Consider the following 21854-nt stretch of genomic DNA (forward strand, 5'->3'; position numbering starts at 1 on the left):
TACACTCCTGTAGTTTTTCCGCCAGGTCCTAGTTCACCGCCGGGGACCGGCAACGGCAACCGGCCCGGCCATTCATCTGGAGGGAAGCCATGGGAGTCTCGCTGGCCAAAGGCGGCAACGTCTCGCTGACGAAGGAGGCACCCGGCCTGACCGCGGTATCGGTCGGGCTCGGCTGGGACGTACGGACGACCACCGGCGCCGACTACGACCTCGACGCCAGCGCACTGCTGTGCACCGACGCCGGCAAGGTCGCCTCGGACCAGCACTTCGTCTTCTACAACAACCTCACCAGCCCCGACGGTTCGGTGCAGCACACCGGCGACAACCTGACCGGCGAGGGCGAGGGCGACGACGAGACCATCAACATCGCGCTGAACGGCGTCCCCGCGGAGATCACGAAGATCGTCTTCCCGGTCTCCATCCACGAGGCGCACAGCCGCGGCCAGAACTTCGGCCAGGTGCGCAACGCCTACATCCGCGTCGTCAACCAGGAGGGCGGCGCCGAACTCGCCCGCTACGACCTGACCGAGGACGCCTCGACCGAGACCGCGATGGTCTTCGGCGAGCTCTACCGCCACAACGGCGAGTGGAAGTTCCGCGCCGTGGGCCAGGGTTACGCCTCGGGGCTGGCGGGCATCGCGGCGGACTTCGGCGTCAACGTCTGACGCGGCGCGGGCGGGGGTTTCACGTGAAACCCCCGCCCGCGGCCGTGTGTTCAGAGGTCGAACTCGGCCGGGGAGATCCCAAGTGCGAAGCACACCTCACGCACCACGGCGCGCTCGGTCGGGTCGAAGTCGCCGTCCGCGCCGCCGATGACGATGCCGATCTGCACCACCGCCCGCGCCTCCACCGGCTTCTTCTTCACCTTCCCGATCTCCTGCATCAGCGCGACCTTCCCGAAGTCGAAGTCGGCGGCGAGCTTGTCCAGGCAGCCCTCGAAACGGAGTCGGAGGTCGTCCGCCGGGAAGTTCTGGAGCACCTCGTTGGTGGCGATCAGCTGCGCCACCCGCCGCCGCTCCGACGGGTCGACGACGCCGTCCGCGGCGGCCACCAGCGCGCACATCGCCATGCTCGCGTCGCGGAAGGCGCCGCTCTTGAGGTCGTTCTTCCTGGCGACGAGCTGGTTCTGCATCGTCTGCGCGGAGTCCTTGATCCGGTCCCACAGCGCCATGTGAATCTCCTGGGCTGGTCGTGCGGCGAGCATGCGGAGGGCGGGCCCTGGGCATGCTTCAGGCATGCGTTTGGTCATGCGTAAGTAAAATCTACAACCCTGTAGAAGACGTGCGAAGGTCACCCCCTGCCGCTGTGGCCAGCTTTGGTGCGATATGGCGCCTGTGCCCGGAGTACGGTGGAAAAACCACCGCAAAGCGAAGTGTTTCCGACGAAGCCCGGGAAACCCGGCCAGGGACGGCCCGGGAGTATGCGGGTGAGCGCCATGCAGACCTTCTTGTCCGTGCTCGTGCTGCTGGCCCTGATCGTGCTGGGCGTGCTGTTCCTCATCCGGGTCAACGACCAGACCGTCGGGCGCCCCGCCCCGCACCGCTACACGCACCTGAAGGAGACGTTCCAGCGGCGGCTGCACAGGCACCCGCACGGCGTCGCCCCGGGGCCGCACACGACAGGCCCGCCACCCTCCCGGGAGCCGGACGACCACCGGTGACCCCCGCCGCCCGTCGCGTCAGGAGCGCCGTATGACCACCGCCCCCGAGGGCCGCTCCCCGCACCCCCGCCCCACACCACACCCCGCACCGCCACCGGTCGCGCGCCTGGCCATCGCCCCGCACAGCGAGGTGACGCGGAGGCTCGACGGGGTGTGGTGGCCGCACTCCACCGACCTCGTCGCCGAACTCCCCGAACTCCTCGCCGCGTTGCCCTTCGACTGGCCGCGGATCACCCATGCCACGGTGAACGGCTCCGGCTGGCCCGCGCTGCCCGGCCACATCCTCGTCGCCGGTCATGTCGTCCGGCTGCGCCGCACCACCAACCGCCCCGGCCCGGACACCCTCTGCCTGGTCTCCGCCGGCGTCGGCCGCTGGGACCTGCTGATCCTCCCGCCCGGGACCCCCGAACCCGACGCGGTCCGGACGATGGCAGAGACGGCCCGGACCGGAACACCGACACCGGCCTGACGACAGGTCCGACACCGGCCTGAGGGCGCGCTGCGCGCGCGGGAAGGCAACCCGGCCCGCCCCCGCCTCCCGACGACCGTCATACCTCGGCGACCCGGTGTGCGCATCCGCAGACCCCGCTCCGACGCCCCCGCAACCGCGCGGCCCCGGCCGTCCCGGCCGCCCCGATCCCGCTGCGGCCTGCGCCTTTCCGCATCCCGTTACTGCGCACGAGTGGTGTTCATCAGAAGAACGCCGTTCCAGCGGCGTCGGTCCGTGATTCCTCCCATTGCGTACTCATCATAAGAAAACGCAACAGAAGGGACGTGTGGATCCCGCTGAGGGGTCCCGACCGAAAGCGAGGAATCATGGCTGCGAACAAGGTCATGCAGTTCTGGGCGGCCTGCCTGGCCGTACTCGGCAAGCTGCTGGCGTCACTGGGCGTCTCCGCCGCCGCCTCCGCGGCCCGCCGGGAGGCCGCGCTCTACGAGCGGACCCTGGGCGGCACCGCCCCGGGCAGCGACGGCCCCGACGCGGCGAGCGGTGCCGAACCCGAACACGATCCAGGGCCACTGCCACCCGCCGCGAGGACGGCCAAGCCCTTCGTACCCGCCGCGCGCACCGCTCCCCGGTACGGCCAGGAAGGCTCCGTCCGCCGCAGCGTCCCGCTGCCGACCCTGCCGCCGACCATCAAGCAGCGCATCCGGGCCGAGGCACACGGCGCCTCCCCCACCGCCCGCATCAACCGCGGCAACCGCGGCCAGTCGCTCGCCGGCGTCGCCTCCGGCGCCGAGGCGTACTTCGGCACCGCCCCGGTCCAGCCGACCATTCCGGCGGCCCGCCGCCGCGAGCGCACCACCGCCCGTGCCGCCTGAGCCGCCTCCGCGCACCCACGCGCCGACCGCACGACACACCACCCGGTCCGCTGCCGCACACCGGCCGCACGACGACAACAGGCACGCCGGCAGCACGCACCACACCGACGAGCACCATGACGCCAAGCACGATGGCGCCAAGCACGCGAGCGACGGGCCGGCCTGAGGCCGGAGCCAGGTTCGCAGCACAGCAGGATCCGGAGCAGTACCCACAGACTTTGATGTGACGTCGCGTCCGACGTCGAGCAGGACGAGACCCCACCGCCGGGCACGAGAAGCCACCGCAGGAACCGCAGCGCACCGCGGGCATCCGCTGGTTTCACGTGAAACAGCGCACGGAAGAGGGTCGTTCGCGTTCGACGGATCGGCGGCCCTGCCGTCGGGACGGGTCACACACCGCCGCACGCCGGGCCGCGCGAGCCCGCCGCCGTGTGGCGTACAGGCAGTCGCAGCGCGACGTTGTCGCGTTCTGCCGGCCCGCAGCCGTCCGACCGGGCGGCGCTTTGGCATGCGGGGGCGAGCGGCGAGGGGCCCGTGCCGCTATTTCGTGGTCTTCTTCCCCAGGCCCAGTACGGCGAAGAGCGCCTCCGCGCCGCCGACGATCGCCAGGACCAGCCCGATCTTGTGCAGGGAGACGACCGGCGTCTCCACTTCCCTGGTGGTGAGCCACAGGATGACGCCCACGATCGCCAGCAGAATGCCGACGGCGATGCCCTTCATGAATTCCCACCCCTTGTCGTGGAAGCAGCCGAGGTCGCCGATGCGGTGCCGGCCGACGCACACCAGCCTCTCGTTCACTTCGGACGGAGGGATCGTCCGCAGGTAGGCATTGGCCGGGCGCCGCCTGTCACTTTCTATGTACTTCTGTGTACGCCGCGCCCCGTCCCATGCCCCGAAGCGGGAAACACCCGTCAACCAGCCAAAATTGACGTCGCAACATCCGCGCATTCCTCCCGTCGGGGATCCGCGCGGGTGAAAAACCATTCGCATGGCTCACCCGGACCTGCCGTGTGCCACGGCTACGGGTTACCTGGTGCCTGCCCCTCAGTCGTGGCGCACTCGACGTCGCGACGCCGCTGGAGCATGCAGGAGGAAGTGCCATGCCGTCGTCGCTCGCCGGACGCACCGCCGGACCGATTCCGTCCGCGCTGCTGGGACTGCTCTCCCTCGTGATGGCGGCCGCGGGCCCCGCGGCCGCCGACCCCTCACCACCGTCGGGCACCGACTGGGACCAGATCGCCGCCTGTGAGAGCAGCGGCGACTGGCACATCAACACCGGCAACGGTTACCACGGCGGACTGCAGATCTCGCCGGCCACCTGGCGCGCCTACGGTGGCGAGCGCTACGCGCCGCGCGCCGACCTCGCCACCCGTGACGAGCAGATCGCCATCGGCGAGCGGATCGTCCAGGACCGCGGCCTGTCGCCCTGGCCCAACTGCGGCCGCATGGCCGGCTCGTCCGGAGACCGTGCGCCCCGCGCCCGCCCCACGTCCCCCGCACTCACGGCGGAAGCCGGCACCTATGTCGTCCGCCTCGGCGACCATCTCGCCGCCATCGCGCGCCGGCAGCACACCCCCGGTGGTGCGGACGCCCTTTACACCCTCAACAAGGGCCGCCTTCCCCAGGGGCCCGACCATATTTTTCCCGGGCAGATTCTGCGTGTGGACGACTGAGGAAGGCGAAGGGTCCGTCACGGTGAATCCGGGTGGTCGGTCAGAGTGAACGCGGAAGACCGGCCGCCCCTCAGGCTTGGTCGATGTGAGGACTGCCGGTAGCAAGACTGCGGGTTTACCAACCGCGAGGGGCAGGACCACACTGTGAAGAGATTGAGTCCCAAGAAGATGGCGATTGCGGGCCTTTTCGGCCTGCTCCTGGTCGGTAACGGCGCGTCGCCGGCCATGGCCTCGGCTTGGGGGGACGGTCCGTTCAATGCGAACGGAGACACCTTCAACAAATTCATCGCCACGTTCGAGTGCGAGGGCCGGGCGCGCTACTGCATCAACGGCCCCGTCAACAGCGGCAATATCAAGAACGCCCAGAACGTGGGGATCAACGGGAATCCCAGCTCCAGCGGAACCCCGACGAGCAACAGCGGATCAAACAACTCCGGTTCCACCGGCAGTGGTTCGACGTCGGGCAGCTCCAACAAGCAGGAGCTGCGGGTCGACGACGACGGCGGCGCCAGCGTGCACCTGTGAGCTGACGGCCCAGTGCCGGCACATGCCTCAGGCCCCGGAATTCCGGGGCCTGAGGCATTTTGTGTCGGTCCGGACGAGTTCCGGACGCCCGGCTCAGGGCAGGACCTTGAGGACCTTCGAAATGTCGTTCCGGCTGCCGCTCTCCGAACCGGTGGCGGAGTTGAGGCTGTTGGTGGAACCGGCGGCCGTCTCGATGTTTCCGCTGTTCACCGGGTTGCCGCGGTTGAGGAAGTTATTGCTGTTCTTGCTGTTTCCGCTGCGGACCGGCCCGTTGACGCACGGGTGCGGCGATTTCACCTGCGGTGAACGGTAGTTGAAGTCGGCGAGGCGGTTGTTGCACATCACGCCGGAAATCATGCCGGTGATGGTGCCCAGGTCGGCACCCACCGCCGCGCCGAGCAGGGAATTGTCCGGAGGGGTCTGTGCCTGTGTGAATCCGGTGCTGAACAGCACCAGACCGCATGCCGCCCCGGCGATGGTTCCCGCCTGCACTAGTCTTTTCACGACGCTCCTTGCGTGATCGGCCTGCTGGTCGCAGACGTATCGTCCTGCGGATTTCCACCGCCTCCGCTGACAACCCGCAGGGATTCCAAACGCTCGCGAGCCATATTCAGCCGGGTGGCCCAACAGCCCGGCGAGTCCCGCCGGCCGCGGGTGCGGGCGGGGGAGAACCCCACCACGACCGGGCGGCCCGCCGGATGGCCGGGCACGAGCGGGCCAACGAGCCTTTCCCCATGACGAGTTACAGGGGACGAAAGGCCCAGAGGGCGCTGCTGCTGGGGCTGTCGGGGCTGATGGCCGCGGCGACGCTGAGCGCCGCGGCACCGGGCGTCCGGGCGGCGGACCGAGGCCGGAAGGACGACGCAGCCAAGGCCCCGCGGCCGGCATGGCGGCCCTGCGAGCGCCCCGGTGGGCCGGCGGGGCAGGAGTGCGCCGAGCTGCCGGTGCCGCTGGACTACCGCGACCCGGCGGGACGGCAGATCACGCTGGCGGTGAGCCGGCTGCGCAGCGACCGGCCGGCGGCCCGCCGGGGCACGCTGCTGGTGATCCCGGGCGGTCCGGGCGGCTCCGGGATCAGTCGGCTGGCACAGAAGGGCGCGGCGCTGCAACGGGAGCTGGCCGGCGCCTACGACCTGGTCGGCTTCGATCCGCGCGGCGTGGGCGGCAGCACCAGGGCCGGCTGCGGGCTGGACGCCGGCGACCGGGACCTGGTGACGCTGCGGTCCTGGCCGGCGGCGGACGGCGGGACGGCGGAGAACGTCGCACGGTCCCGCCGGATCGCCGAGGCGTGCGCCCGCAACGGAGGCGCACTGGTGCGCAGTATGAGCACGGCGAACGAGGTGCGGGACATCGAGCGGCTGCGCCAGGCGCTGGGCGAGCGGAAACTGTCCGCCTGGGGTGTGTCGTACGGGACGTATGTGGCGGCGGTGTACGCGCAGAAGTATCCGGAGCGGACCGACCGGTGGGTGCTGGACAGCACCGGCGACCCGAATCCGCGGCGGGTGGAGCGGGGCTGGCTGGCCAACATGGCACAGGGGGCGGACGACCGGTTCCCCGACTTCGCGGCCTGGGCGGCGGACCCGGCGCGGGTGGCGGACGGCCTGCGGCTGGCCCAACGGGCCGATGAGGTCCGCCCGTTGGTGCTCGCGCTCGCCGCGGAGCTGGACCGCAGGCCCAAGCCGTCGAACGTGCCGGGGGCCCCGCTGACCGGGAACCGGCTGCGGCAGGCCATGCAGTCCGCGCTCTACGGCGACGAGGCCGCCTTCGGCCGGCTGGCCGGACTGATCAGGGCGGCCCGGGACCCCGCCGCGACGCCGCGGCTCCCGGACGACCTGGCCGGGCCGCTGCCCGACCCGGACGCGGCCGTGATGGTGGCGACGATCTGCAACGACGTGGCGTGGCCGCGGGACGTGGCGCGCTACCGGCGGGCGGTGGCCGCCGACCGGGTGCGGCACCCGCTCACCGCCGGGATGCCGGCGAACGTCACGCCCTGCGCGTTCTGGAAGGACCGGCCGGTCGACGAGCCGGTCCGGATCACCGACCGTTGGCCGGCCAACGTCCTGATGATCCAGAACCTCCGGGACCCGTCGACGCCCTACTTCGGGGCGCGGCACATGCGGACGGCGCTCGGTCAGCGGGCCCGCATGGTGACCCTCGACCACGGCGGGCACGGGGTGTACCTGGCGCACGGGAACGCCTGCGGGGACCGGACGGTGACCGGTTACCTGCGGGACGGCCGGTGGCCGCAGGGGGACGTGTCCTGCCCGAAGTAGCAGGAAGCCGGGCCGCCCAGGGCGGGCGGCCCGGCTCCGTCCGACGTCAGCCGGCCGGCGGGGCGGCCGCCCTGCAGGTCACCCCAGCGCGTGCCCCGTGGTGGCGTCCACGTGGTCGGGGACCTCCTCGTGCCGGTCGCCGACCGTGGACGTCCCGGTGGGCTCGAAGAGCAGCAGCGAGGCGCCGGACGGGGCGGACGGCTTGTGCTCGGTGCCCCGCGGGACGGTGAACACGGCGCCCTTGGGCAGCCGGACGGTGCGCTCCCCGGCCTCCTCGCGCAGCGAGATCAGCAACTCCCCCTCCAGCACCAGGAAGAACTCGTCGGTGTCGTCATGGGCGTGCCACAGGTGGTCGCCGGTGACCTTGGCGACCCGGACGTCGTAGTCGTTGACCCGGGTGACGATCCGGGGGCTCCACAGGGCGTCGAAGGAGGCCAGCGCGGCGCCGAGCTCCAGGGGCTGAGATGCGTGTGTGCTCATGACCTGATCCTGGCCCGCCCCGCCCGGCCGCCGTGAGTGCTAGAAATCGCATATGCCGCAACGATCCTCGCAACCGGACCGGATACCGGGCCGCGCAGCGGACCGCCCCGATCGCCCGCATCGCGTCGTCGTCATCGTCGATCAGAACTCCAACCCCTTCGAACTGGGCTGTGCGACCGAGGTGTTCGGCCTGCGCCGCCCCGAAATCGGCCGGGAGCTCTACGACTTCGCGCTCTGCTCGGCGGAGCCGCGGACCGTGATGCGCGACGGCTTCTTCACCCTCGCCGGTGTCGCCGGCCTGGAGGCGACCGACACCGCGGACACCGTGATCGTCCCCAACCGCCCCGACGTCGAGGTGCCCCGTCGGCCCGCCGTGCTGGACGCCGTCCGCCGGGCCCACGCCCGCGGCGCCCGGCTGCTCGGCTTCTGCAGCGGCGCCTTCACCCTCGCCGAGGCCGGCGTGCTCGACGGCCGCCGGGCCACCGCGCACTGGCAGTGGGCGGACACCTTCCGGGCCCGCTTCCCCGCCGTCCGCCTGGAGCCCGATGTGCTGTTCGTGGACGACGGCGACATCCTCACCGCGGCGGGCAGCGCGGCCGCGCTCGACCTGGGGCTGCATGTGGTCCGCCGGGATCACGGCGCGGAGATCGCCAACGCGGTCAGCCGCCGGCTGGTCTTCGCCGCCCACCGCGACGGCGGCCAGCGGCAGTTCGTGGAACGCCCGGTGCCCCGCATCCCCGACGCCTCACTCGCCCCGCTCCTGGCCTGGGCCCAGGAACGCCTGGACGCCCCGCTCACGGTGGCCGACCTGGCCGCCCGCGCCGCGGTCAGCCCCGCCACCCTCCACCGTCGCTTCCGCGCCGAACTGGGCACCACCCCGCTGGCCTGGCTCACCGGCGAACGGATCGCGCTGGCCTGCCGGTTGATCGAGCGCGGCGAGACCCGCCTCGATACGGTTGCCCGCCGCAGCGGCCTGGGCACGGCGGCCCATCTGCGCGCCCTGATGCACCGCGAGACCGGCCTGGCCCCGTCCGCCTACCGCCGCCGCTTCGGCCCGGGCGCCGGCGACGGCGCGCCGTTTCACGTGAAACAGCGTGTTTCACGTGAAACACCGCCCGCCGCCCGCCCGGCCACCTCACCCCTCGGCCCCTAACCTGGGAAAAGGAAGCCGGTGCGCGTCGATGACCGCTGAATCCGTCACCCTCGCACTCTGCGGCGATGTGATGCTCGGCCGCGGAGTCGACCAGATCCTGCCCTTTCCCGGCGACCCCGAGCTGCGCGAACCCTACGTCCAGGACGCCCGGATCTACGTCGGACTGGCCGAGGCGGTCAACGGCCCGGTGCACCGCCCGGTCGCTTTCCGCTACCCCTGGGGCGACGCCCTGGCCGCCCTCGATGCCGCCGCGCCCGCGGCCCGGGTGCTCAACCTGGAGACCTCCGTCACCCGGCACGGCACCTTCGCCCCCGGCCGGGAGATCCACTACCGGATGCACCCGGCGAACCTTCCCTGCCTGGCCGCCGCCCGCCCCGACGTCTGCGTCCTCGCCAACAACCACGTCCTGGACTTCGGCCGCGAGGGGCTGGCGGAGACCCTGCGGAGCCTGGCCGCCGCTGGCCTGCGCACGGCGGGTGCGGGCGACAACGCCGAGGCGGCCCGCCGCCCCGCGATCGTCCACCTGCCCGGTGGCCGCCGCCTGCTCGTCGTCGCCCTCGGCATGCCGTCCAGCGGCATCCCCCACACCTGGGCCGCGACCGCCCGGCACAGCGGTGTCCACTGGGCGGACGGCCCCTCACCGGCCACTGCCGCCGCGGTGGGCGCCCAGCTGCGTGCCCGGAAGCGGACCGGCGACCTGGCCATGGTTTCGGTGCACTGGGGCTATGCCGTCCCCCGCGCCCAGACCGCCTGCGCGCACGCCCTGATCGACGCTGGCGCGGACCTCGTCCACGGCCACTCCTCGCACCACCCGCGCCCCGTGGAGCTGTACGCGGGGAAGCTCATCCTCCACGGGTGCGGCGACTTCATCGACGACTACGAGGGCATCACCGGCTACGAGCGCTACCGCGACGATCTGCGCCCGCTCTACCTCCCGGCCCTGGAGCCCGGCACCGGCCGTCTGCGGGAACTGCGGATCGTCCCCTTCCAGAGCCACCGGCTGCGGCTGCGCCACGCCTCGGCCGAGGACGCCCGCTGGCTCGGCGCCCTGCTGGACCGCCTCGCCGACGGCTTCGCCCCCGGCACCCTGACCACCGAACCGGCCCCCGAGCTGCTCCTCCGCCCGGCCTGACCGGCGCCGCGGCGCCGCCGCACCCGTACGGCACGTGGGGCCCGTCCTACTCCCCGGCGTCCGCCACCGCCGCGGCCAGCGTCAGCACCCGCCGCGCCTCCTCCACATGCAGGTTCTCGATCATCCGGCCGTCCACGGTGACCACCCCGCGGCCCTCCCGGCCCGCTGCCTCGAACGCGTCGATGATCTTCCGCGCCCGGGCCACCTCCGCCTCGGCCGGCGCGAACGCCCGGTTGCACGGCTCGATCTGCGACGGATGGATCAGCGTCTTGCCGTCGAACCCGAACTGCCGGCCCTGGACGCACTCCGCCTCGAACCCGGCGAGGTCCTTGACGTCGTTGAACACCCCGTCCAGGATCGCCTTCCCCGCCTCCCGGGCCGCCAGCAGCGCCAGCGACAGCCCGGTCAGCAGCGGCGCCCGGCCCGGCACATGCGCGGCGTGCAGTTCCTTCGCCAGGTCGTTGGTGCCCATCACCAGCACCGTCAGCCGCTCGCTCGCGCCCGCCACCGCACGGGCGTCCAGCATCGCCCGCGGCGTCTCCACCATCGCCCAGATCGCCGTGCGGTCCGGGGCACCGGCCGCCTCCAGCCGCCGCTCGACCTCCCGCACGGTCTCCGCGGACTCCACCTTCGGCACCACCACCGCGTCCGGACCGGCCTGCCCCGCCGCCCGCAGATCGTCCGCGAACCACCGCGTCCCCGGCCCGTTGACGCGGATCGTCACCTCCCGGCGGCCGTACGCGCCGCCGGCCACCGCCGCCGCGACCCGCTCCCGCGCCGCCTCCTTGGCGTCCGGCGCGACCGCGTCCTCCAGATCCAGGATCAGCCCGTCCGCCGGCAGCGACGCCGCCTTCTGCAGCGCCCGCTCGTTGGCGCCCGGCATGTACAGCACCGACCGCCGCGCCCGCACGCTTCCCTGCCCTTCGCCCGTCGCACCCATCGTCCTACTCCGCTCCCTCGCCGCTCGCCTCCGCATACGCCGCCCGCAGCGCGGGATCCCGGGCCACCAGCGCCTCGGCCAGCTCCACCACCACCCGGCACTGCTTGAACGTGGCGTCGTCCTGCATCTTCCCGTCGATCATCACCGCACCGGTGCCGTCGCCCATCTCCGCGATGACCCGGCGCGCCCAGGCCACCTCCGCCGGCGCCGGCGAGAACACCTTCTTCGCGATCCCGATCTGCACCGGGTGCAGGCTCCACGCCCCCACGCAGCCCAGCAGGAACGCGTTGCGGAACTGGTCCTCGCACGCCACGGTGTCCTTGATGTCGCCGAACGGCCCGTAGTACGGCAGGATCCCGTGTGCCGCGCAGGCGTCCACCATCCGCGCGATCGTGTAGTGCCACAGATCCTGCTGGAACACCGCCCGCGGTGCGTCCGCCGCCCCCGGAACGGGGTCCTCCCGGACGAGGTAGCCGGGGTGGCCGCCGCCCACCCGCGTCGTCTTCATCCGCCGGCTCGCCGCCAGGTCCGCCGGACCCAGCGACATCCCCTGCATCCGCGGGCTGGCCCCGGCGATCTCCTCCACGTTGGCGACCCCGCGCGGCGTCTCCAGGATCGCGTGCAGCAGGATCGGCCGCCGCACCCCGGCCTTCGCCTCCAACTGCGCCACCAGCCGGTCGACATAGTGGATGTCCTCGGCGCCCTCGACCTTCGGCACCATGATCACGTCCAGCCTGTCGCCGATCCCGGTGACCAGCGTCAGCAGGTCGTCCAGCGCCCACGGCGAGTCCAGACTGTTGATCCGGGTCCACAGCTGCGTCTCGCCGAAGTCGGTCGCGCGGGCGATCTCGACCAGCCCGTTGCGCGCCGCCTCCTTGCGGTCCGCGGCGACCGCGTCCTCCAGGTTCCCCAGCAGCACATCGACGTCCGGCGCGATGTCCGGCACCTTGGCCGCCATCCGCGGATTGCCCGGGTCGAAGAAGTGGATCATCCGTGACGGTCGGAACGGCACCTCCCGCACCGGTTCCGGAGCCCCGACGGCCAACGGACGGAAAAAGTCCTTCGGAGAGCGCACGCTGCCTCCCAGTCGCACCGATCACCCGGCCCGGAGCCGGCCAACGGCGCACACTCTAGGCCCGCGACCCCCCGCTTGTTACCGCGCAGTACGTGTGCCGTTGATCACGGACCGCGAAGAGCCCAACGGGCCGCGCCGAGCACCCGCGGCCCCGCCCGCATCAGCCGCCCCGCGATAAATCCGTTGACACCCAAGGGGCCGCGCCGGTTGGCTGAGGGTCGCGGGCGAGCGCTCCGCGATCCGTCCTCCTCTGGGCTCCGGCCCTGGAAATGGGTGTCTATGTTCCGGCCCGCGCCGAGTGCGCCTCGTCGTACCGCGTAACCGTCCGCCTCTTCCGCCGCCCTTCCCGCGGCCGCTGCCGGACGTCCGTCGCCGGTGCCCCCTCCTCATCGAGGCCGCTCGGCCTGCTCTTGCTGTCATGACCCACTTCCCAGCAAGGAGCTCCGGGTGTCCCACCCGACCAACCCCGCGAACGCCGACCGGAACGCCACCCCCGACAGGCACCCCACCCTCAAGATCGACACCTTCGCCTGCGCCTGGTGCGGTCTGACCGTCTCCGCGTACGCCGCCGACGGCGCCCGGCGCAACCACTGCCCCGCGTGCCTGCACTCCCGGCACGTCCTCGACCACGTCGAGGGCGGCCCCAGCACGTGCCACGGCCGGATGTCCCCGATCGCCATCGCCGTGCTGCGCACCGGCGACTGGCGGGTCGTCCACCGCTGCGTGCGCTGCGACGAGCTGACCTCCAGCCCCGTCTGCACCGACGACAACCAGCTCGTCCTCCTGCGGATGGCGGTCCGGCCACTCGCCCAACCGCCGTTCCCGCTAGAGGCGTTCGGCACCCTCTGACCCGCCCGGAAGGAGGGACCGCACCATGCCACGACGCACTCACGCACCCGGCCGCGCCCGCCCGCGCCGCCCCCAGCGCCACACGTCCGTCCGCCACGAACGGCACCCGGACGGCCACCGCGCCGACGCCTTCCGCTGCGCGGGCTGCCGGCTCGACGTGCCGGTGGCCGCCCCGGGCACCGCCCACCGCAACCACTGCCCGAACTGCCTGACCAGCCTCCACCTGGACGACCGGACCCCCGGCGACCGCGCCGCGGACTGCCGCGGCCGCATGGAGGCGGTGGGCCTGTCCGTCCGGCCGGACGGCGAATGGCTGCTCATCCACCAGTGCCTGTCCTGCGCCCGCCTCAGCGCCAACCGCATCGCCGGCGACGACAACCCCCTGGCCCTGGTCCACCTGGCCCTCAAACCCCTCCGCGACACCGCCCTCACAGCCCGCGCCCTGCTCGCCCTGTAACCACCCCCGGGGCCGTGCCGGCCACGGCCCCGGGGCCTCAACTCCCCTCCTGCGCCGCCGAACGCCCGTGCCAAAATCAGCGCGTGAATCGGTGCGTGCAGATCGGGATGCTGGGGCCACTAGAGGTGCGCACGGACGACGGCGGCCTGGCCGAGGTGCCCGGCGCGCGGTTGCGCGGGCTGCTGATCGCGCTCGCGCTCAGGCCGGGGCACGTGGTCCCGAAGGCGGCGCTCGTCGACTGGATCTGGGGGGAGCACCCGCCCGCCGAGGCGTCGAACGCCCTCCAGCGCCTGGTGTCCCGGCTGCGGAAGGCGCTGCCGGCCGGGGTGGTCGAGGGGCGGCCGGACGGCTACCGCCTGACGCTGCCGGCCGACGCCGTCGACGCCGTGCGGTTCGAGCGCCTCGTCGTCGCGGGCCGGGCCCGTACCGACGACACCGCCCGGCGGGCGCGGCTGCTGCGCGAGGCCCTCGACCTGTGGCGGGGCGCGGCCATGCAGGACGCCGGCCCGCGGGACAGCGCCGCGCTCGACGCCGCGGTCGTCCGGCTGGAGGCGCTGCGCCTGTCCGCCACGGAGGAGTGGGCCGACGCGGAGATCGCCCTCGGGCGCGGTGCGGAGCGGGTCGCGGAGCTGACCGACCTGGTGGCCGCCCACCCGGTGCGGGAACGGCTCGTCGCCGCGCTGATGCGCGCCCTGGCCGCGGCCGGCCGCGACAGCGAGGCGCTGCTGGTGTACCAGCGCGCACGCGAGGCCCTGGCCGACGCGCTGGGCGCCGACCCCTCGCCGGAGCTGGCCGCGCTGCACCTCGCGCTGTTGCGCGGCGAGTTGGGGCGCGGCGAGCCGGGACGGGGGGAAGCGGGCCGCCGGACCAATCTGCGGGCCGAGCTGACCACCTTCGTCGGCCGGGACGCCGATCTCGCCGAGGTCCGCGCGCTGCTGGCCGGTCACCGGCTCACCACCGTGACCGGGCCGGGCGGCTCGGGCAAGACCAGGCTGGCCACCGAGACCGCGCGCACGCTGCTCGGCGAACTGCCGGACGGCGCCTGGCTGGTGGAGCTGGCCTCCCTCGGCGCGGACGGCGACGTGGGCGACGTCGCGCGGGCGGCGCTGACCGCCCTCGGCCTCCGGGACGCCCTGCTCGGCGGGGCGCCGAACGCGGAGCCGACGGCCCGGCTCGTCGCCGCGGTCCGCGAGCGGGAGGCGCTGCTGATCCTGGACAACTGCGAGCACGTGATCGAGTCCGCGGCGCTCTTCGCCCACCGGGTGCTCGGCGAGTGCCGGCGGCTGCGGATCCTGGCGACGAGCCGGGAACCGCTCGGGATCACCGGTGAGGCGCTGTGGCCGGTCGAGCCGCTGGCCCTGCCGGAGGGCGGCGCCGGCCCGGACGAGAGCGCGTCCGCCCCCGCCGTCCGGCTGCTGCGGGACCGGGCCGCGGCGGTGCGCCGGGATCTGCCGGCCGACGCCCGCACGCTGGCGACGATGGTGCGCGTCTGCCGGGCGCTGGACGGGATGCCGCTGGCGATCGAACTGGCCGCGGCCCGGCTGCGCACCCTGTCCGTCGACCAGCTCGCGGGCCGGCTCGACGACCGGTTCCGCCTGCTGACCGGCGGCAGCCGGACCGCGCTGCCGCGGCACCGGACGCTGCGCGCGGCGGTCGACTGGAGCTGGGAGCTGCTCACCGGCGCCGAGCGGACGGTCCTGCGCAGGCTCTCGGTGTTCGCCGGCGGGGCGAGCCTGGAAGCGGCCGAACGCGTCTGCGCCGGCGACGCGGTCGAGCCGCAGCAGACGCTCGAACTGCTCACTTCACTGACCGAGAAGTCGCTGCTGCGCGCCGAGGGCGGCGCCGCCCCGCGCTACCGCATGATCGGCACGATCCGGGAGTACGCCGCACACCGGCTCGCCGAAGCGGGGGAGGCGGAGTCGGCGCGCCACGCGCATCTCGCGTACTTCACCGAACTCGCCGAGACCGCGGAGCCGCACCTGCGCCGCGCCGGCCAACTGCGCCGGCTGGCCACGCTGGAGGCCGAGCACGACAACATCGGCGCGGCGATGCGCGGCGCCCTCGCGGCCGGCGAGGCACCGGCGGCGATGCGGCTGGCGGCGGGCGCCGGCTGGTACTGGTGGCTCAGCGGCCGCAAGACCGAGGGCCTGGAGCTGATCACCGCCGCCACCAGGACGCCCGGCGAGACCACCGACGACGTCCGGGCCACGGTGTACGCCCTGGTCGTGCTGTTCCTGAACTCCGGATGGGGCGACGAACACAGCGCCGCGGAGTGGATCCACCGGGCGTACGAACTCAGCCTGCGCAGCCGCCGGCGCCACCCGCTGCTGGGGTTCGTCGCCCCGCTGGAACGCATGCTCCGATCGCCGGACGCGTTCCTGTCCGCCTTCGAGCCGCTGCTGGACGACGAGGACCCCTGGGCGCGCGCACTCGCCCGGCTGCACCTGGGCAAGATGCGGATCGTGCTCGGCCGGGAGGGGCGGGAGGCCGACGCGTACCTGGAGGCGGCGCTCGCCGAGTTCCGGGCGCTCGGCGAACGGTTCGGCATCTCGTTCGCGCTCACCGAACTGGCGGACCGGCTCGCCGTGCGCGGCGAGTTCGCCGCCGCGTGCGCGCACTACGAGCGGGCGGTCGCGGCCGTCACCGAGATCGGCGCCACCGAGGACCTCATCGGGATGCGGGCGCGGCAGGCGCGCCTGCACCGGCTGCTGGGCGACGAGGACGCCGCCGCGGCCGCCGTCGCCGAGGCGCAGCGGTGCGCGGAGCGGGTCACCTGGCCGAACGCGCTGGCCGAGCTGGCCCTCGTGAAGGCGGAACTCGCCCGCTGGGATGGCGACACCGAGGAGGCGCGCCGCCAACTCGCCGGCGCCACGGCCGCGTTGGGCGACGAGGCGGAACGGGCGAACGTCCGCGCGGCCACCCACGACCTGCTCGGCTACCTCACCGACGACCTCGACGAGTCCCGGGCGCACCGCGCGGCGGCCTGCGCGGCGGCGGCCGAGGCCGGCCACGCGCCGCTGATCGCGCAGGTGCTCGTCGGGATCGCGGACCTGGCCCTGCGCCGCGACGAGCACGAGCAGGCCGTCCGGCTGCTCGCGACGAGCGCGCGGGTGCGCGGCCTCTGGGACCGCTCCCACCCCGACGCCGCCCGGATCGAGCACACCACGCGGCACCACCTCGGCAACACGCGCTTCACCGACCTCTCCCGACAGACCACCCGAACCGACTGGCCCCGCCTCGCCGAGACCACACTCACCCCCTGAACAACACCGGCCCCGGCAACCCTCGCCTCGCAACAAAGAAGCCCGGCCCGGGATTTGCACCCTGAGCCGGGCCATTGGCGTGCCCTGTTGTGGTTATCCCCACCTTGAAGTGGTGGTCGGCCGGATGGGCGCGGCGGCGGCGTGCGGCAACCATGGTGCCTCCGGGTCTTCCGTTCGTCTGGTGGAGGGGGAACAGTGGGGCGTCCCATCGAGCGTGCTCTCGCACGTCGTACGTTGCTGGCCGGCGCGGCGGCAGCCGGTGCGGGAATCGTGTGGGGAACTGCGGGGGAGGCCGTCGCCGGCGGGTGGCGACAGCCGGTGGAGCAAGGGGCGGTGGACGCCGAGGTGGCGCGCCTGAAGTGGAGGTTGATCAGGCTGCGGCGCGACATCCACCGGCATCCCGAGGCGCCGGGGCAGGAGCGGCGCACGGCCGGTGCGGTGGCCCGGGAGCTGCGGGCAGCCGGGCTGGCCGTCACCACCGGGGTGGGTGGCCACGGTGTCGTCGGTGTCCTGCGGGGCTCGCGTCCGGGCCGGACCGTTGCGTACCGGGCGGATATGGACGCGGTGCCGCCCAAGGACATCGTCGGCGGCGGTCCGGCGGCGGCCCATCTGTGCGGGCACGATGTCCATACCACCGTGGCGCTCGGCATCGCACGGGTCCTGGCGCGTATGCGGAGGCAGTTGGACGGAACGGTGGTGTTCCTCTTTCAGCCTGCCGAGGAGACCCTGAGCGGGGCCCGCGCAGTGCTCGAAACGGGCGTGCTGGAGCGCACCGGCGTGGAAGAGATTCACGCGCTGCACTGCGGGCCGTTTCCCGTCGGCCAGTTCGCGCTCACCCCGGGCTACGGGCTGCCTGGTCTGGACAAGGCGGAGGTCGTTCTGCCCCGGCCGGACGCGCCCGACGCTGCGCGACGACTGGCCGCCGAGATCGGCGCACTCTCCACGGTGCCGCTGCCACGGACACCAGCGGACATCGAGCGGTTGGTCGCCGACGCCCAGACACCCGACGGGCCACTGGCCCGGTTCGTGGTCGTCCGGGCACAGGCGCCGGAGGCCGGCAAAGTGACCGTGTCCTACCGCTGCTGGCCGCAGGAACGGTACCCGGAGGTCCGCGCGGACATCCGCCGCCTGGCCACGTCGTACGCGGGAGCCCAGGTCAGCTTCCCCGCCGAGCCGTTCCCGGCCATGGTCTGCCCGGAACGCGACGCCCGCACACTCGCCCGCCACCTGCGGCGCACCCTCGGCCGAGAAGCGGTCACCGAGCTCCATGCCGCCTTCCCGCCCTTCAGCGGCGAAGACTTCGCCCTCTACCTGGACCGCGTCCCCGGCACGTTCACCTTCCTCGGCGTCCGTTCCCCCGGCGCGCCCATCACCACCGGCTACCCGCACTACCCCGACTTCGATCCGGACGAGCGGGCCATCAGCCTCGCCGTCCGGGCCATGGCAGGGTGGATCGCGGAGCGGACGCATACGGGCACAGCGCCAACGGCCAACGTCACGTGCTGATCCACCGAACCCCCCCGGACCACCGGTGAACTCGGTGAACTCACCTTCTGCCCGTGCTGGCGGGAAGTTGGTTACGAGGGCTGAGGCTTGGGCGAACTCATGGTTCTGCTCCGTTCTCCAGGTTGTGGGTCATCCGTTCCAGGACGGTGACGGCGATCCGGTATTCCTCGTGGGTGATGCCGGTCGCCGACAGGTCGCGGAAGGCGTGTACGCGCTCGGCGACGTCGGTGAGGCGGGCGCGGCCGTCGTCGGTCAGGGCGAGGCGGCCCGGCTCCGGGCGGGCGATCCAGCCGTCGGCCATGACTGTCCCGATGGCGGTGGTCAGGGTGACGAGGTCCGCGTTGGCGGCAAGGACGGTCAGCACTTCGGTGTCGGTGGTCTGCGGATCCTTCTCGATGACGTTGAGGACCTGCCAGGAGGTCCGGGTGAGGCCGAACTCGGTCAGCATCGCGTTCATGTGGCAGGTGAGGGCCTTGTCGGTGCGGCTGAGCCAGTAACCGATGGGCTTCATGTCGTGCTCCGGAGCGGGTCAGTGATGCCGGGGCCGGGCCCTGCGCGGCAGTAGCCGCACGAGGGCGCAGCAGGCGAGGATGCCGACGGCGACCGTGGCGAGGCTGTGGACGGCTGCGGATGCGGGGGCGCCGGCGGTGTGGAAGTAGACGGTGGTGATGGCCGCGGCGCCGATGCTGTTGGCGAGTTGTGCGACGGCGGAGAGTGCACCGCTGGCGCTGCCCGATTCCCTGGGGCCGATGTCGCCGAGGGTGACCTCGTAGACGGTGCCGAAGCAGGAGCCGAGACCAAGGCCGGTGACGAAGACCGGGGCGAGGAGCGTCCACGCCGTCGGGCTGGTGGCGTGGACCAGGACGAGCAGCGACAGCGTGCCGGTCAGCGTGAGCAGCAGGCCGATGAGGATGAGCGTGCGGCCGAGGCGGGCCATCAGACGGTGCGCGGCGATCGAGGCGAGGATGATGCCGGCGGCGACCGGGGCGAGGCCGAGCGAAGTCTGGGTCGGGGTGCGGTGCAGCCCGTCCTGGAGGAAGAGGGAGAGAACGAGGAGCAGACCGGCGACGGCCGCGTTGAAGACGAGGCCGAGGATCAGGCCGGAGGTGAAGCCACGGTTCTTGAGCAGCGAGGGCTCGATGAGTGGGCCGGCGGCGCTTCGCTGACGCAGGCAGAACAGCGCGAAGAGCAGAGCGCCGGCGGTGAGGGAGAGGATCGGGACGGGCGTCCAGCCGTGGCCGGAGCCGTCGATCAGGCCGTAGAGCAGGCCGAACATCGTGGCGGCGAGCAGACCGGAGCCCGGAACATCGACGGTGACCGTCCGGTCTCCGGCGTCGCGGGGCAGCAGTCGGGCGGCCAGGGCGATCGTGAGGCCGCCGAGTGCGATGTTGATCAGGAACATGGAGCGCCAGCCGAAGCTGTCGATGAGGAACCCGGCGAGGACCGGGCCGCTGATCGCGGAGAGGCCGAGGCAGGGGGCGAAGACGCCGAACGCCTTGCCGATCTCGTTCGGGGGGAAGACCGCGCCGAGGATGCCGAAGCCCTGTGGGATCACGAGGGCGCCGAAGGCTCCTTGGAGCAGGCGGAACCCGATGACGGAGGCGGGTCCGGTGGCCAGGCCGCAGGCGACGGACGCGAGCGTGAAGCCGGTGAGGCCGGTCAGGAACAGGCGGCGGCGGCCGAACTTGTCGCCGAGCCTGCCGCCGACCACCAGCAGGACGCCCATGGCCAGGGCGTAACCGGCGCCCAGCCACTGGACGAGGGCGTCCCCGCCGTGCAGGTCGGTGGCGATGGTCGGGGCGGCGATGTTGGTGATCGTGGAATCGAGGAGGTCGAGGACGGCGGCGAAGAGGACGACGGCGAGGACGGCCCAGCGGCGGCGGTCGGTCCTGGTCTGTGGGGTGGCGGGGGCCTGGTTCAAGGCCGTGGACATGGAATCCCTTAGGAGGAGGGGACGGGCCTGTGTGGTGTGGGCCCGCCCGGATCAGTGCCGGGTGAAGGCGGCGGCGTTCTCGCGGGCCCACTGCCGGAAGGTGCGGGCGGGGCGGCCGAGGAGGGTCTGGGTGGTGTCGGCGATGGCGGCCGGACCGTGGTTGGCGGCCTCCCACAGGTCGAGCAGCGAGGTGACCATCGGCGCGGGCAGGTGGCGGCCCATCTGCTGCTCGGCCTCGGCGCGGGTGATGTGCTCGACCGGGATCCGGCGGCCGAGGGTGTCTGCGAGGACGGCGAGTTGTTCGCGGAAGGTGAGCGAGTCGGGGCCGGTCAGGGTGACCGAGCGGCTGGTGAGGGAGGTGCCGGTCAGCGCCTCGACGGCGATGTCGGCGATGTCCTCGGGGTGGATGGGCGCGAGGTGCGCGTCCGGGTAGGCGAGGGGGATCGGCATCGACCGGCCGATGAAGTGGGCCCAGCCGAGGGAGTTGCTGGCGAAGGCGTCCGGGCGCAGGAACGTGCAGGCGAGGTCGGAGCCGGCGAGGGCGCGCTCGACCTGGAGGCTGTGGCCGGCGAGCGGATCGTGCTCGGCATCCGGGCCCAGGACCGAGGAGGACGAGAGCAGGACGACGTGCTCGACGCCGGCGGCCTCGGCGGCCTTGACCAGCTCGCGGATGCCGGCCGGCTCGGGGTAGAGGAAGACCCGGCGGACGCCGCGGAGTGCGGAGTCGAAGGTCTCGGGCCGGTCGAGGGCGAGCTCGGCGACGTCGACGCCGTCCGGGACGGTCAGTTCGGCGGGGTTGGCGCTGGCGGCGCGGACGGTGAGACCGGCCGATTGCAGGCGGCTGACGATCGCCTGGCCGATCCTTCCGCGGGCGCCGGTGATGAGGGTGGTCATGGAATGCTCCGTTCGTCCATTGCTCAAAGGCATATGCATGCAATCATGCACACGTTTGCTAGTCAACACATGCCTTCGTGGAGTCATTCATGTCTGTACGATGAGGGCATGACGAAGCGCGAGCCGAAGACCGCGGAGGAACTGCTGGACGCCGTGGGTCCGGCTTTCGGAAAGCTGCGGCGCTCCTCGCTCCTGGAGGTCGAGGAGCCGATTTCCCACAAGGACCTGAGCCGCACGCTGGTTCTCAGAATCGTCCTGGAAGCCGAGCAGGACGCCACGGAGGGTGAGGCGGGCGGGCAGTCCGGTGCCGGCGAGATCACCGTCGGCGCTGTCGCCCGGCACCTGGGCGTGGATCCGTCGGTGGCCAGTCGCATGGTCTCCGACTGCATCGCGGCCGGCTATCTGGTCCGCGCGGCCTCCCAGCAGGACGGCCGCCGCACCGTCCTCCAGCTCAGCCCCGAGGGCCGTGAGCTGATGGCCCGCTTCGTCCGCCATCAGCGCTCGGCCTTCGAGTGCATCACCGCTGACTGGCCCGAGCGGGAGCGCCTGGAGTTCGCTCGCCTCATGCTCAAGTACGTCGACTCCCAGGACGCCCTCCGCCACCGGCGCCCGGGTAAGGACGCTCCGCGCTGAGCCGCCCCGGCGCCTGTCCTCGCTCAACTGCTTCTGGGACGGGCGGCGATGGAGAAGGGGGGTGCGGCACCAAGCGTCGTTGGAT

General features: G+C 72.8%; 23 protein-coding genes. 14 read left to right on the forward strand and 9 right to left on the reverse strand.

What is annotated here, in order from left to right; genetic code table 11:
• Positions 1-89: 89 nt before the first annotated feature.
• Entirely contained in the window at positions 90-665 is a 576-nt protein-coding gene (locus ACRAS8_RS18630; RefSeq protein ID WP_438487176.1) for a TerD family protein, read from the forward strand.
• Positions 666-715: 50 nt separating this feature from the next.
• Here ACRAS8_RS18630 and ACRAS8_RS18635 read toward each other — a convergent pair whose 3' ends face one another.
• On the reverse strand, positions 716-1171 hold the full coding sequence (locus tag ACRAS8_RS18635) for a tellurite resistance TerB family protein (RefSeq protein ID WP_438487177.1): 456 nt from the start codon (positions 1169-1171) through the stop codon (positions 716-718).
• Positions 1172-1435: 264 nt separating this feature from the next.
• Here ACRAS8_RS18635 and ACRAS8_RS18640 point away from each other — a divergent pair, with 264 nt between their 5' ends.
• From ACRAS8_RS18640 to ACRAS8_RS18650, 3 genes are all read left to right on the forward strand, one after another.
• Positions 1436-1660, forward strand: a complete 225-nt coding sequence (locus tag ACRAS8_RS18640) for a hypothetical protein (protein ID WP_438487178.1) — start codon at positions 1436-1438, stop codon at positions 1658-1660.
• Positions 1661-1691: 31 nt separating this feature from the next.
• On the forward strand, positions 1692-2129 hold the full coding sequence (locus ACRAS8_RS18645) for a DUF5994 family protein (RefSeq protein ID WP_438487179.1): 438 nt from the start codon (positions 1692-1694) through the stop codon (positions 2127-2129).
• A gap of 347 nt (positions 2130-2476) precedes the next feature.
• Positions 2477-2983 (forward strand): DUF6344 domain-containing protein, encoded by a 507-nt coding sequence (locus ACRAS8_RS18650; RefSeq protein WP_438487180.1) that lies wholly within the window; start codon positions 2477-2479, stop codon positions 2981-2983.
• A gap of 540 nt (positions 2984-3523) precedes the next feature.
• Here the strand turns inward: ACRAS8_RS18650 and ACRAS8_RS18655 are convergent.
• Complete coding sequence (locus ACRAS8_RS18655; protein ID WP_438487181.1) at positions 3524-3781, reverse strand: DUF5708 family protein; 258 nt, start codon at positions 3779-3781, stop codon at positions 3524-3526.
• A 302-nt stretch (positions 3782-4083) separates the two neighbouring features.
• Here ACRAS8_RS18655 and ACRAS8_RS18660 point away from each other — a divergent pair, with 302 nt between their 5' ends.
• The gene (locus ACRAS8_RS18660) at positions 4084-4656 is read left to right on the forward strand and encodes a transglycosylase family protein (protein ID WP_438487182.1); all 573 of its coding nucleotides are present in this window, start codon (positions 4084-4086) and stop codon (positions 4654-4656) included.
• Positions 4657-4800: 144 nt separating this feature from the next.
• The gene (locus tag ACRAS8_RS18665) at positions 4801-5181 is read left to right on the forward strand and encodes a hypothetical protein (protein WP_438487183.1); all 381 of its coding nucleotides are present in this window, start codon (positions 4801-4803) and stop codon (positions 5179-5181) included.
• Positions 5182-5274: 93 nt separating this feature from the next.
• Here the strand turns inward: ACRAS8_RS18665 and ACRAS8_RS18670 are convergent, their stop codons facing one another.
• The gene (locus ACRAS8_RS18670) at positions 5275-5685 is read right to left on the reverse strand and encodes a hypothetical protein (protein WP_438487184.1); all 411 of its coding nucleotides are present in this window, start codon (positions 5683-5685) and stop codon (positions 5275-5277) included.
• 230 nt (positions 5686-5915) lie between these two features.
• Here ACRAS8_RS18670 and ACRAS8_RS18675 point away from each other — a divergent pair, with 230 nt between their 5' ends.
• Positions 5916-7454 carry an alpha/beta hydrolase gene (locus ACRAS8_RS18675; RefSeq protein WP_438487185.1) on the forward strand — a complete coding sequence of 513 codons (1539 nt, stop codon included), beginning with the start codon at positions 5916-5918 and terminating at the stop codon, positions 7452-7454.
• Between the two features lie 78 nt (positions 7455-7532).
• Here ACRAS8_RS18675 and ACRAS8_RS18680 read toward each other — a convergent pair whose 3' ends face one another.
• Positions 7533-7934, reverse strand: coding sequence for a cupin domain-containing protein (locus tag ACRAS8_RS18680; RefSeq protein ID WP_438487186.1), 402 nt, complete (start codon positions 7932-7934; stop codon positions 7533-7535).
• Between the two features lie 52 nt (positions 7935-7986).
• Here ACRAS8_RS18680 and ACRAS8_RS18685 point away from each other — a divergent pair, with 52 nt between their 5' ends.
• On the forward strand, positions 7987-9087 hold the full coding sequence (locus tag ACRAS8_RS18685) for a helix-turn-helix domain-containing protein (RefSeq protein WP_438487187.1): 1101 nt from the start codon (positions 7987-7989) through the stop codon (positions 9085-9087).
• Positions 9088-9115: 28 nt separating this feature from the next.
• Complete coding sequence (locus ACRAS8_RS18690; RefSeq protein WP_438487188.1) at positions 9116-10219, forward strand: CapA family protein; 1104 nt, start codon at positions 9116-9118, stop codon at positions 10217-10219.
• Between the two features lie 46 nt (positions 10220-10265).
• On the opposite strand, the gene ACRAS8_RS18695 is transcribed toward ACRAS8_RS18690, so the two are convergent.
• Positions 10266-11159, reverse strand: coding sequence for an HpcH/HpaI aldolase/citrate lyase family protein (locus ACRAS8_RS18695; protein ID WP_438487189.1), 894 nt, complete (start codon positions 11157-11159; stop codon positions 10266-10268).
• A gap of 4 nt (positions 11160-11163) precedes the next feature.
• A complete protein-coding gene (locus tag ACRAS8_RS18700; RefSeq protein WP_438487190.1) occupies positions 11164-12234 on the reverse strand; it encodes an HpcH/HpaI aldolase/citrate lyase family protein in 1071 nt (356 codons plus the stop codon).
• 516 nt (positions 12235-12750) lie between these two features.
• Between ACRAS8_RS18700 and ACRAS8_RS18705 the strand changes: the two genes are divergently transcribed.
• From ACRAS8_RS18705 to ACRAS8_RS18720, 4 genes are all read left to right on the forward strand, one after another.
• Complete coding sequence (locus ACRAS8_RS18705) at positions 12751-13083, forward strand: RNHCP domain-containing protein (RefSeq protein WP_438490527.1); 333 nt, start codon at positions 12751-12753, stop codon at positions 13081-13083.
• Positions 13084-13108: 25 nt separating this feature from the next.
• Positions 13109-13540 (forward strand): RNHCP domain-containing protein, encoded by a 432-nt coding sequence (locus ACRAS8_RS18710; RefSeq protein WP_438487191.1) that lies wholly within the window; start codon positions 13109-13111, stop codon positions 13538-13540.
• Positions 13541-13635: 95 nt separating this feature from the next.
• Positions 13636-16803 (forward strand): BTAD domain-containing putative transcriptional regulator, encoded by a 3168-nt coding sequence (locus ACRAS8_RS18715; protein WP_438490528.1) that lies wholly within the window; start codon positions 13636-13638, stop codon positions 16801-16803.
• 333 nt (positions 16804-17136) lie between these two features.
• Positions 17137-18309 carry a M20 metallopeptidase family protein gene (locus ACRAS8_RS18720; protein ID WP_438487192.1) on the forward strand — a complete coding sequence of 391 codons (1173 nt, stop codon included), beginning with the start codon at positions 17137-17139 and terminating at the stop codon, positions 18307-18309.
• 97 nt (positions 18310-18406) lie between these two features.
• Here the strand turns inward: ACRAS8_RS18720 and ACRAS8_RS18725 are convergent, their stop codons facing one another.
• The 3 genes from ACRAS8_RS18725 to ACRAS8_RS18735 are packed head-to-tail and all read right to left on the reverse strand — an operon-like array spanning position 18407 to position 21136.
• A complete protein-coding gene (locus ACRAS8_RS18725) occupies positions 18407-18820 on the reverse strand; it encodes a MarR family winged helix-turn-helix transcriptional regulator (protein WP_438487193.1) in 414 nt (137 codons plus the stop codon).
• Between the two features lie 18 nt (positions 18821-18838).
• Entirely contained in the window at positions 18839-20242 is a 1404-nt protein-coding gene (locus tag ACRAS8_RS18730; RefSeq protein WP_438487194.1) for a DHA2 family efflux MFS transporter permease subunit, read from the reverse strand.
• A 51-nt stretch (positions 20243-20293) separates the two neighbouring features.
• Positions 20294-21136: an NAD(P)H-binding protein gene (locus ACRAS8_RS18735; RefSeq protein ID WP_438487195.1), complete on the reverse strand. Its 843-nt coding sequence runs from the start codon at positions 21134-21136 to the stop codon at positions 20294-20296.
• Between the two features lie 108 nt (positions 21137-21244).
• On the opposite strand from ACRAS8_RS18735, the gene ACRAS8_RS18740 reads away from it, so the two are divergent.
• Positions 21245-21769 carry a MarR family winged helix-turn-helix transcriptional regulator gene (locus ACRAS8_RS18740; protein ID WP_438487196.1) on the forward strand — a complete coding sequence of 175 codons (525 nt, stop codon included), beginning with the start codon at positions 21245-21247 and terminating at the stop codon, positions 21767-21769.
• The last annotated feature ends 85 nt before the right edge of the window (positions 21770-21854 follow it).

The sequence above is a fragment of the Streptomyces sp. S186 genome (assembly GCF_051603415.1).
Lineage (GTDB): Bacteria > Actinomycetota > Actinomycetes > Streptomycetales > Streptomycetaceae > Streptomyces.

Excerpts from the sequence above, each read along its gene's own strand:
- ACRAS8_RS18725 (WP_438487193.1), bottom strand. The coding sequence starts at position 18,820 with ATGAAGCCCATCGGTTACTGGCTCAGCCGCACCGACAAGGCCCTCACC.
- ACRAS8_RS18635 (WP_438487177.1), bottom strand. The coding sequence starts at position 1,171 with ATGGCGCTGTGGGACCGGATCAAGGACTCCGCGCAGACGATGCAGAAC.
- ACRAS8_RS18675 (WP_438487185.1), top strand. The coding sequence starts at position 5,916 with ATGACGAGTTACAGGGGACGAAAGGCCCAGAGGGCGCTGCTGCTGGGG.
- ACRAS8_RS18645 (WP_438487179.1), top strand. The coding sequence starts at position 1,692 with ATGACCACCGCCCCCGAGGGCCGCTCCCCGCACCCCCGCCCCACACCA.
- ACRAS8_RS18630 (WP_438487176.1), top strand. The coding sequence starts at position 90 with ATGGGAGTCTCGCTGGCCAAAGGCGGCAACGTCTCGCTGACGAAGGAG.
- ACRAS8_RS18730 (WP_438487194.1), bottom strand. The coding sequence starts at position 20,242 with ATGTCCACGGCCTTGAACCAGGCCCCCGCCACCCCACAGACCAGGACC.
- ACRAS8_RS18735 (WP_438487195.1), bottom strand. The coding sequence starts at position 21,136 with ATGACCACCCTCATCACCGGCGCCCGCGGAAGGATCGGCCAGGCGATC.
- ACRAS8_RS18690 (WP_438487188.1), top strand. The coding sequence starts at position 9,116 with ATGACCGCTGAATCCGTCACCCTCGCACTCTGCGGCGATGTGATGCTC.
- ACRAS8_RS18650 (WP_438487180.1), top strand. The coding sequence starts at position 2,477 with ATGGCTGCGAACAAGGTCATGCAGTTCTGGGCGGCCTGCCTGGCCGTA.
- ACRAS8_RS18640 (WP_438487178.1), top strand. The coding sequence starts at position 1,436 with ATGCAGACCTTCTTGTCCGTGCTCGTGCTGCTGGCCCTGATCGTGCTG.
- ACRAS8_RS18660 (WP_438487182.1), top strand. The coding sequence starts at position 4,084 with ATGCCGTCGTCGCTCGCCGGACGCACCGCCGGACCGATTCCGTCCGCG.
- ACRAS8_RS18710 (WP_438487191.1), top strand. The coding sequence starts at position 13,109 with ATGCCACGACGCACTCACGCACCCGGCCGCGCCCGCCCGCGCCGCCCC.
- ACRAS8_RS18695 (WP_438487189.1), bottom strand. The coding sequence starts at position 11,159 with ATGGGTGCGACGGGCGAAGGGCAGGGAAGCGTGCGGGCGCGGCGGTCG.
- ACRAS8_RS18680 (WP_438487186.1), bottom strand. The coding sequence starts at position 7,934 with ATGAGCACACACGCATCTCAGCCCCTGGAGCTCGGCGCCGCGCTGGCC.
- ACRAS8_RS18685 (WP_438487187.1), top strand. The coding sequence starts at position 7,987 with ATGCCGCAACGATCCTCGCAACCGGACCGGATACCGGGCCGCGCAGCG.
- ACRAS8_RS18740 (WP_438487196.1), top strand. The coding sequence starts at position 21,245 with ATGACGAAGCGCGAGCCGAAGACCGCGGAGGAACTGCTGGACGCCGTG.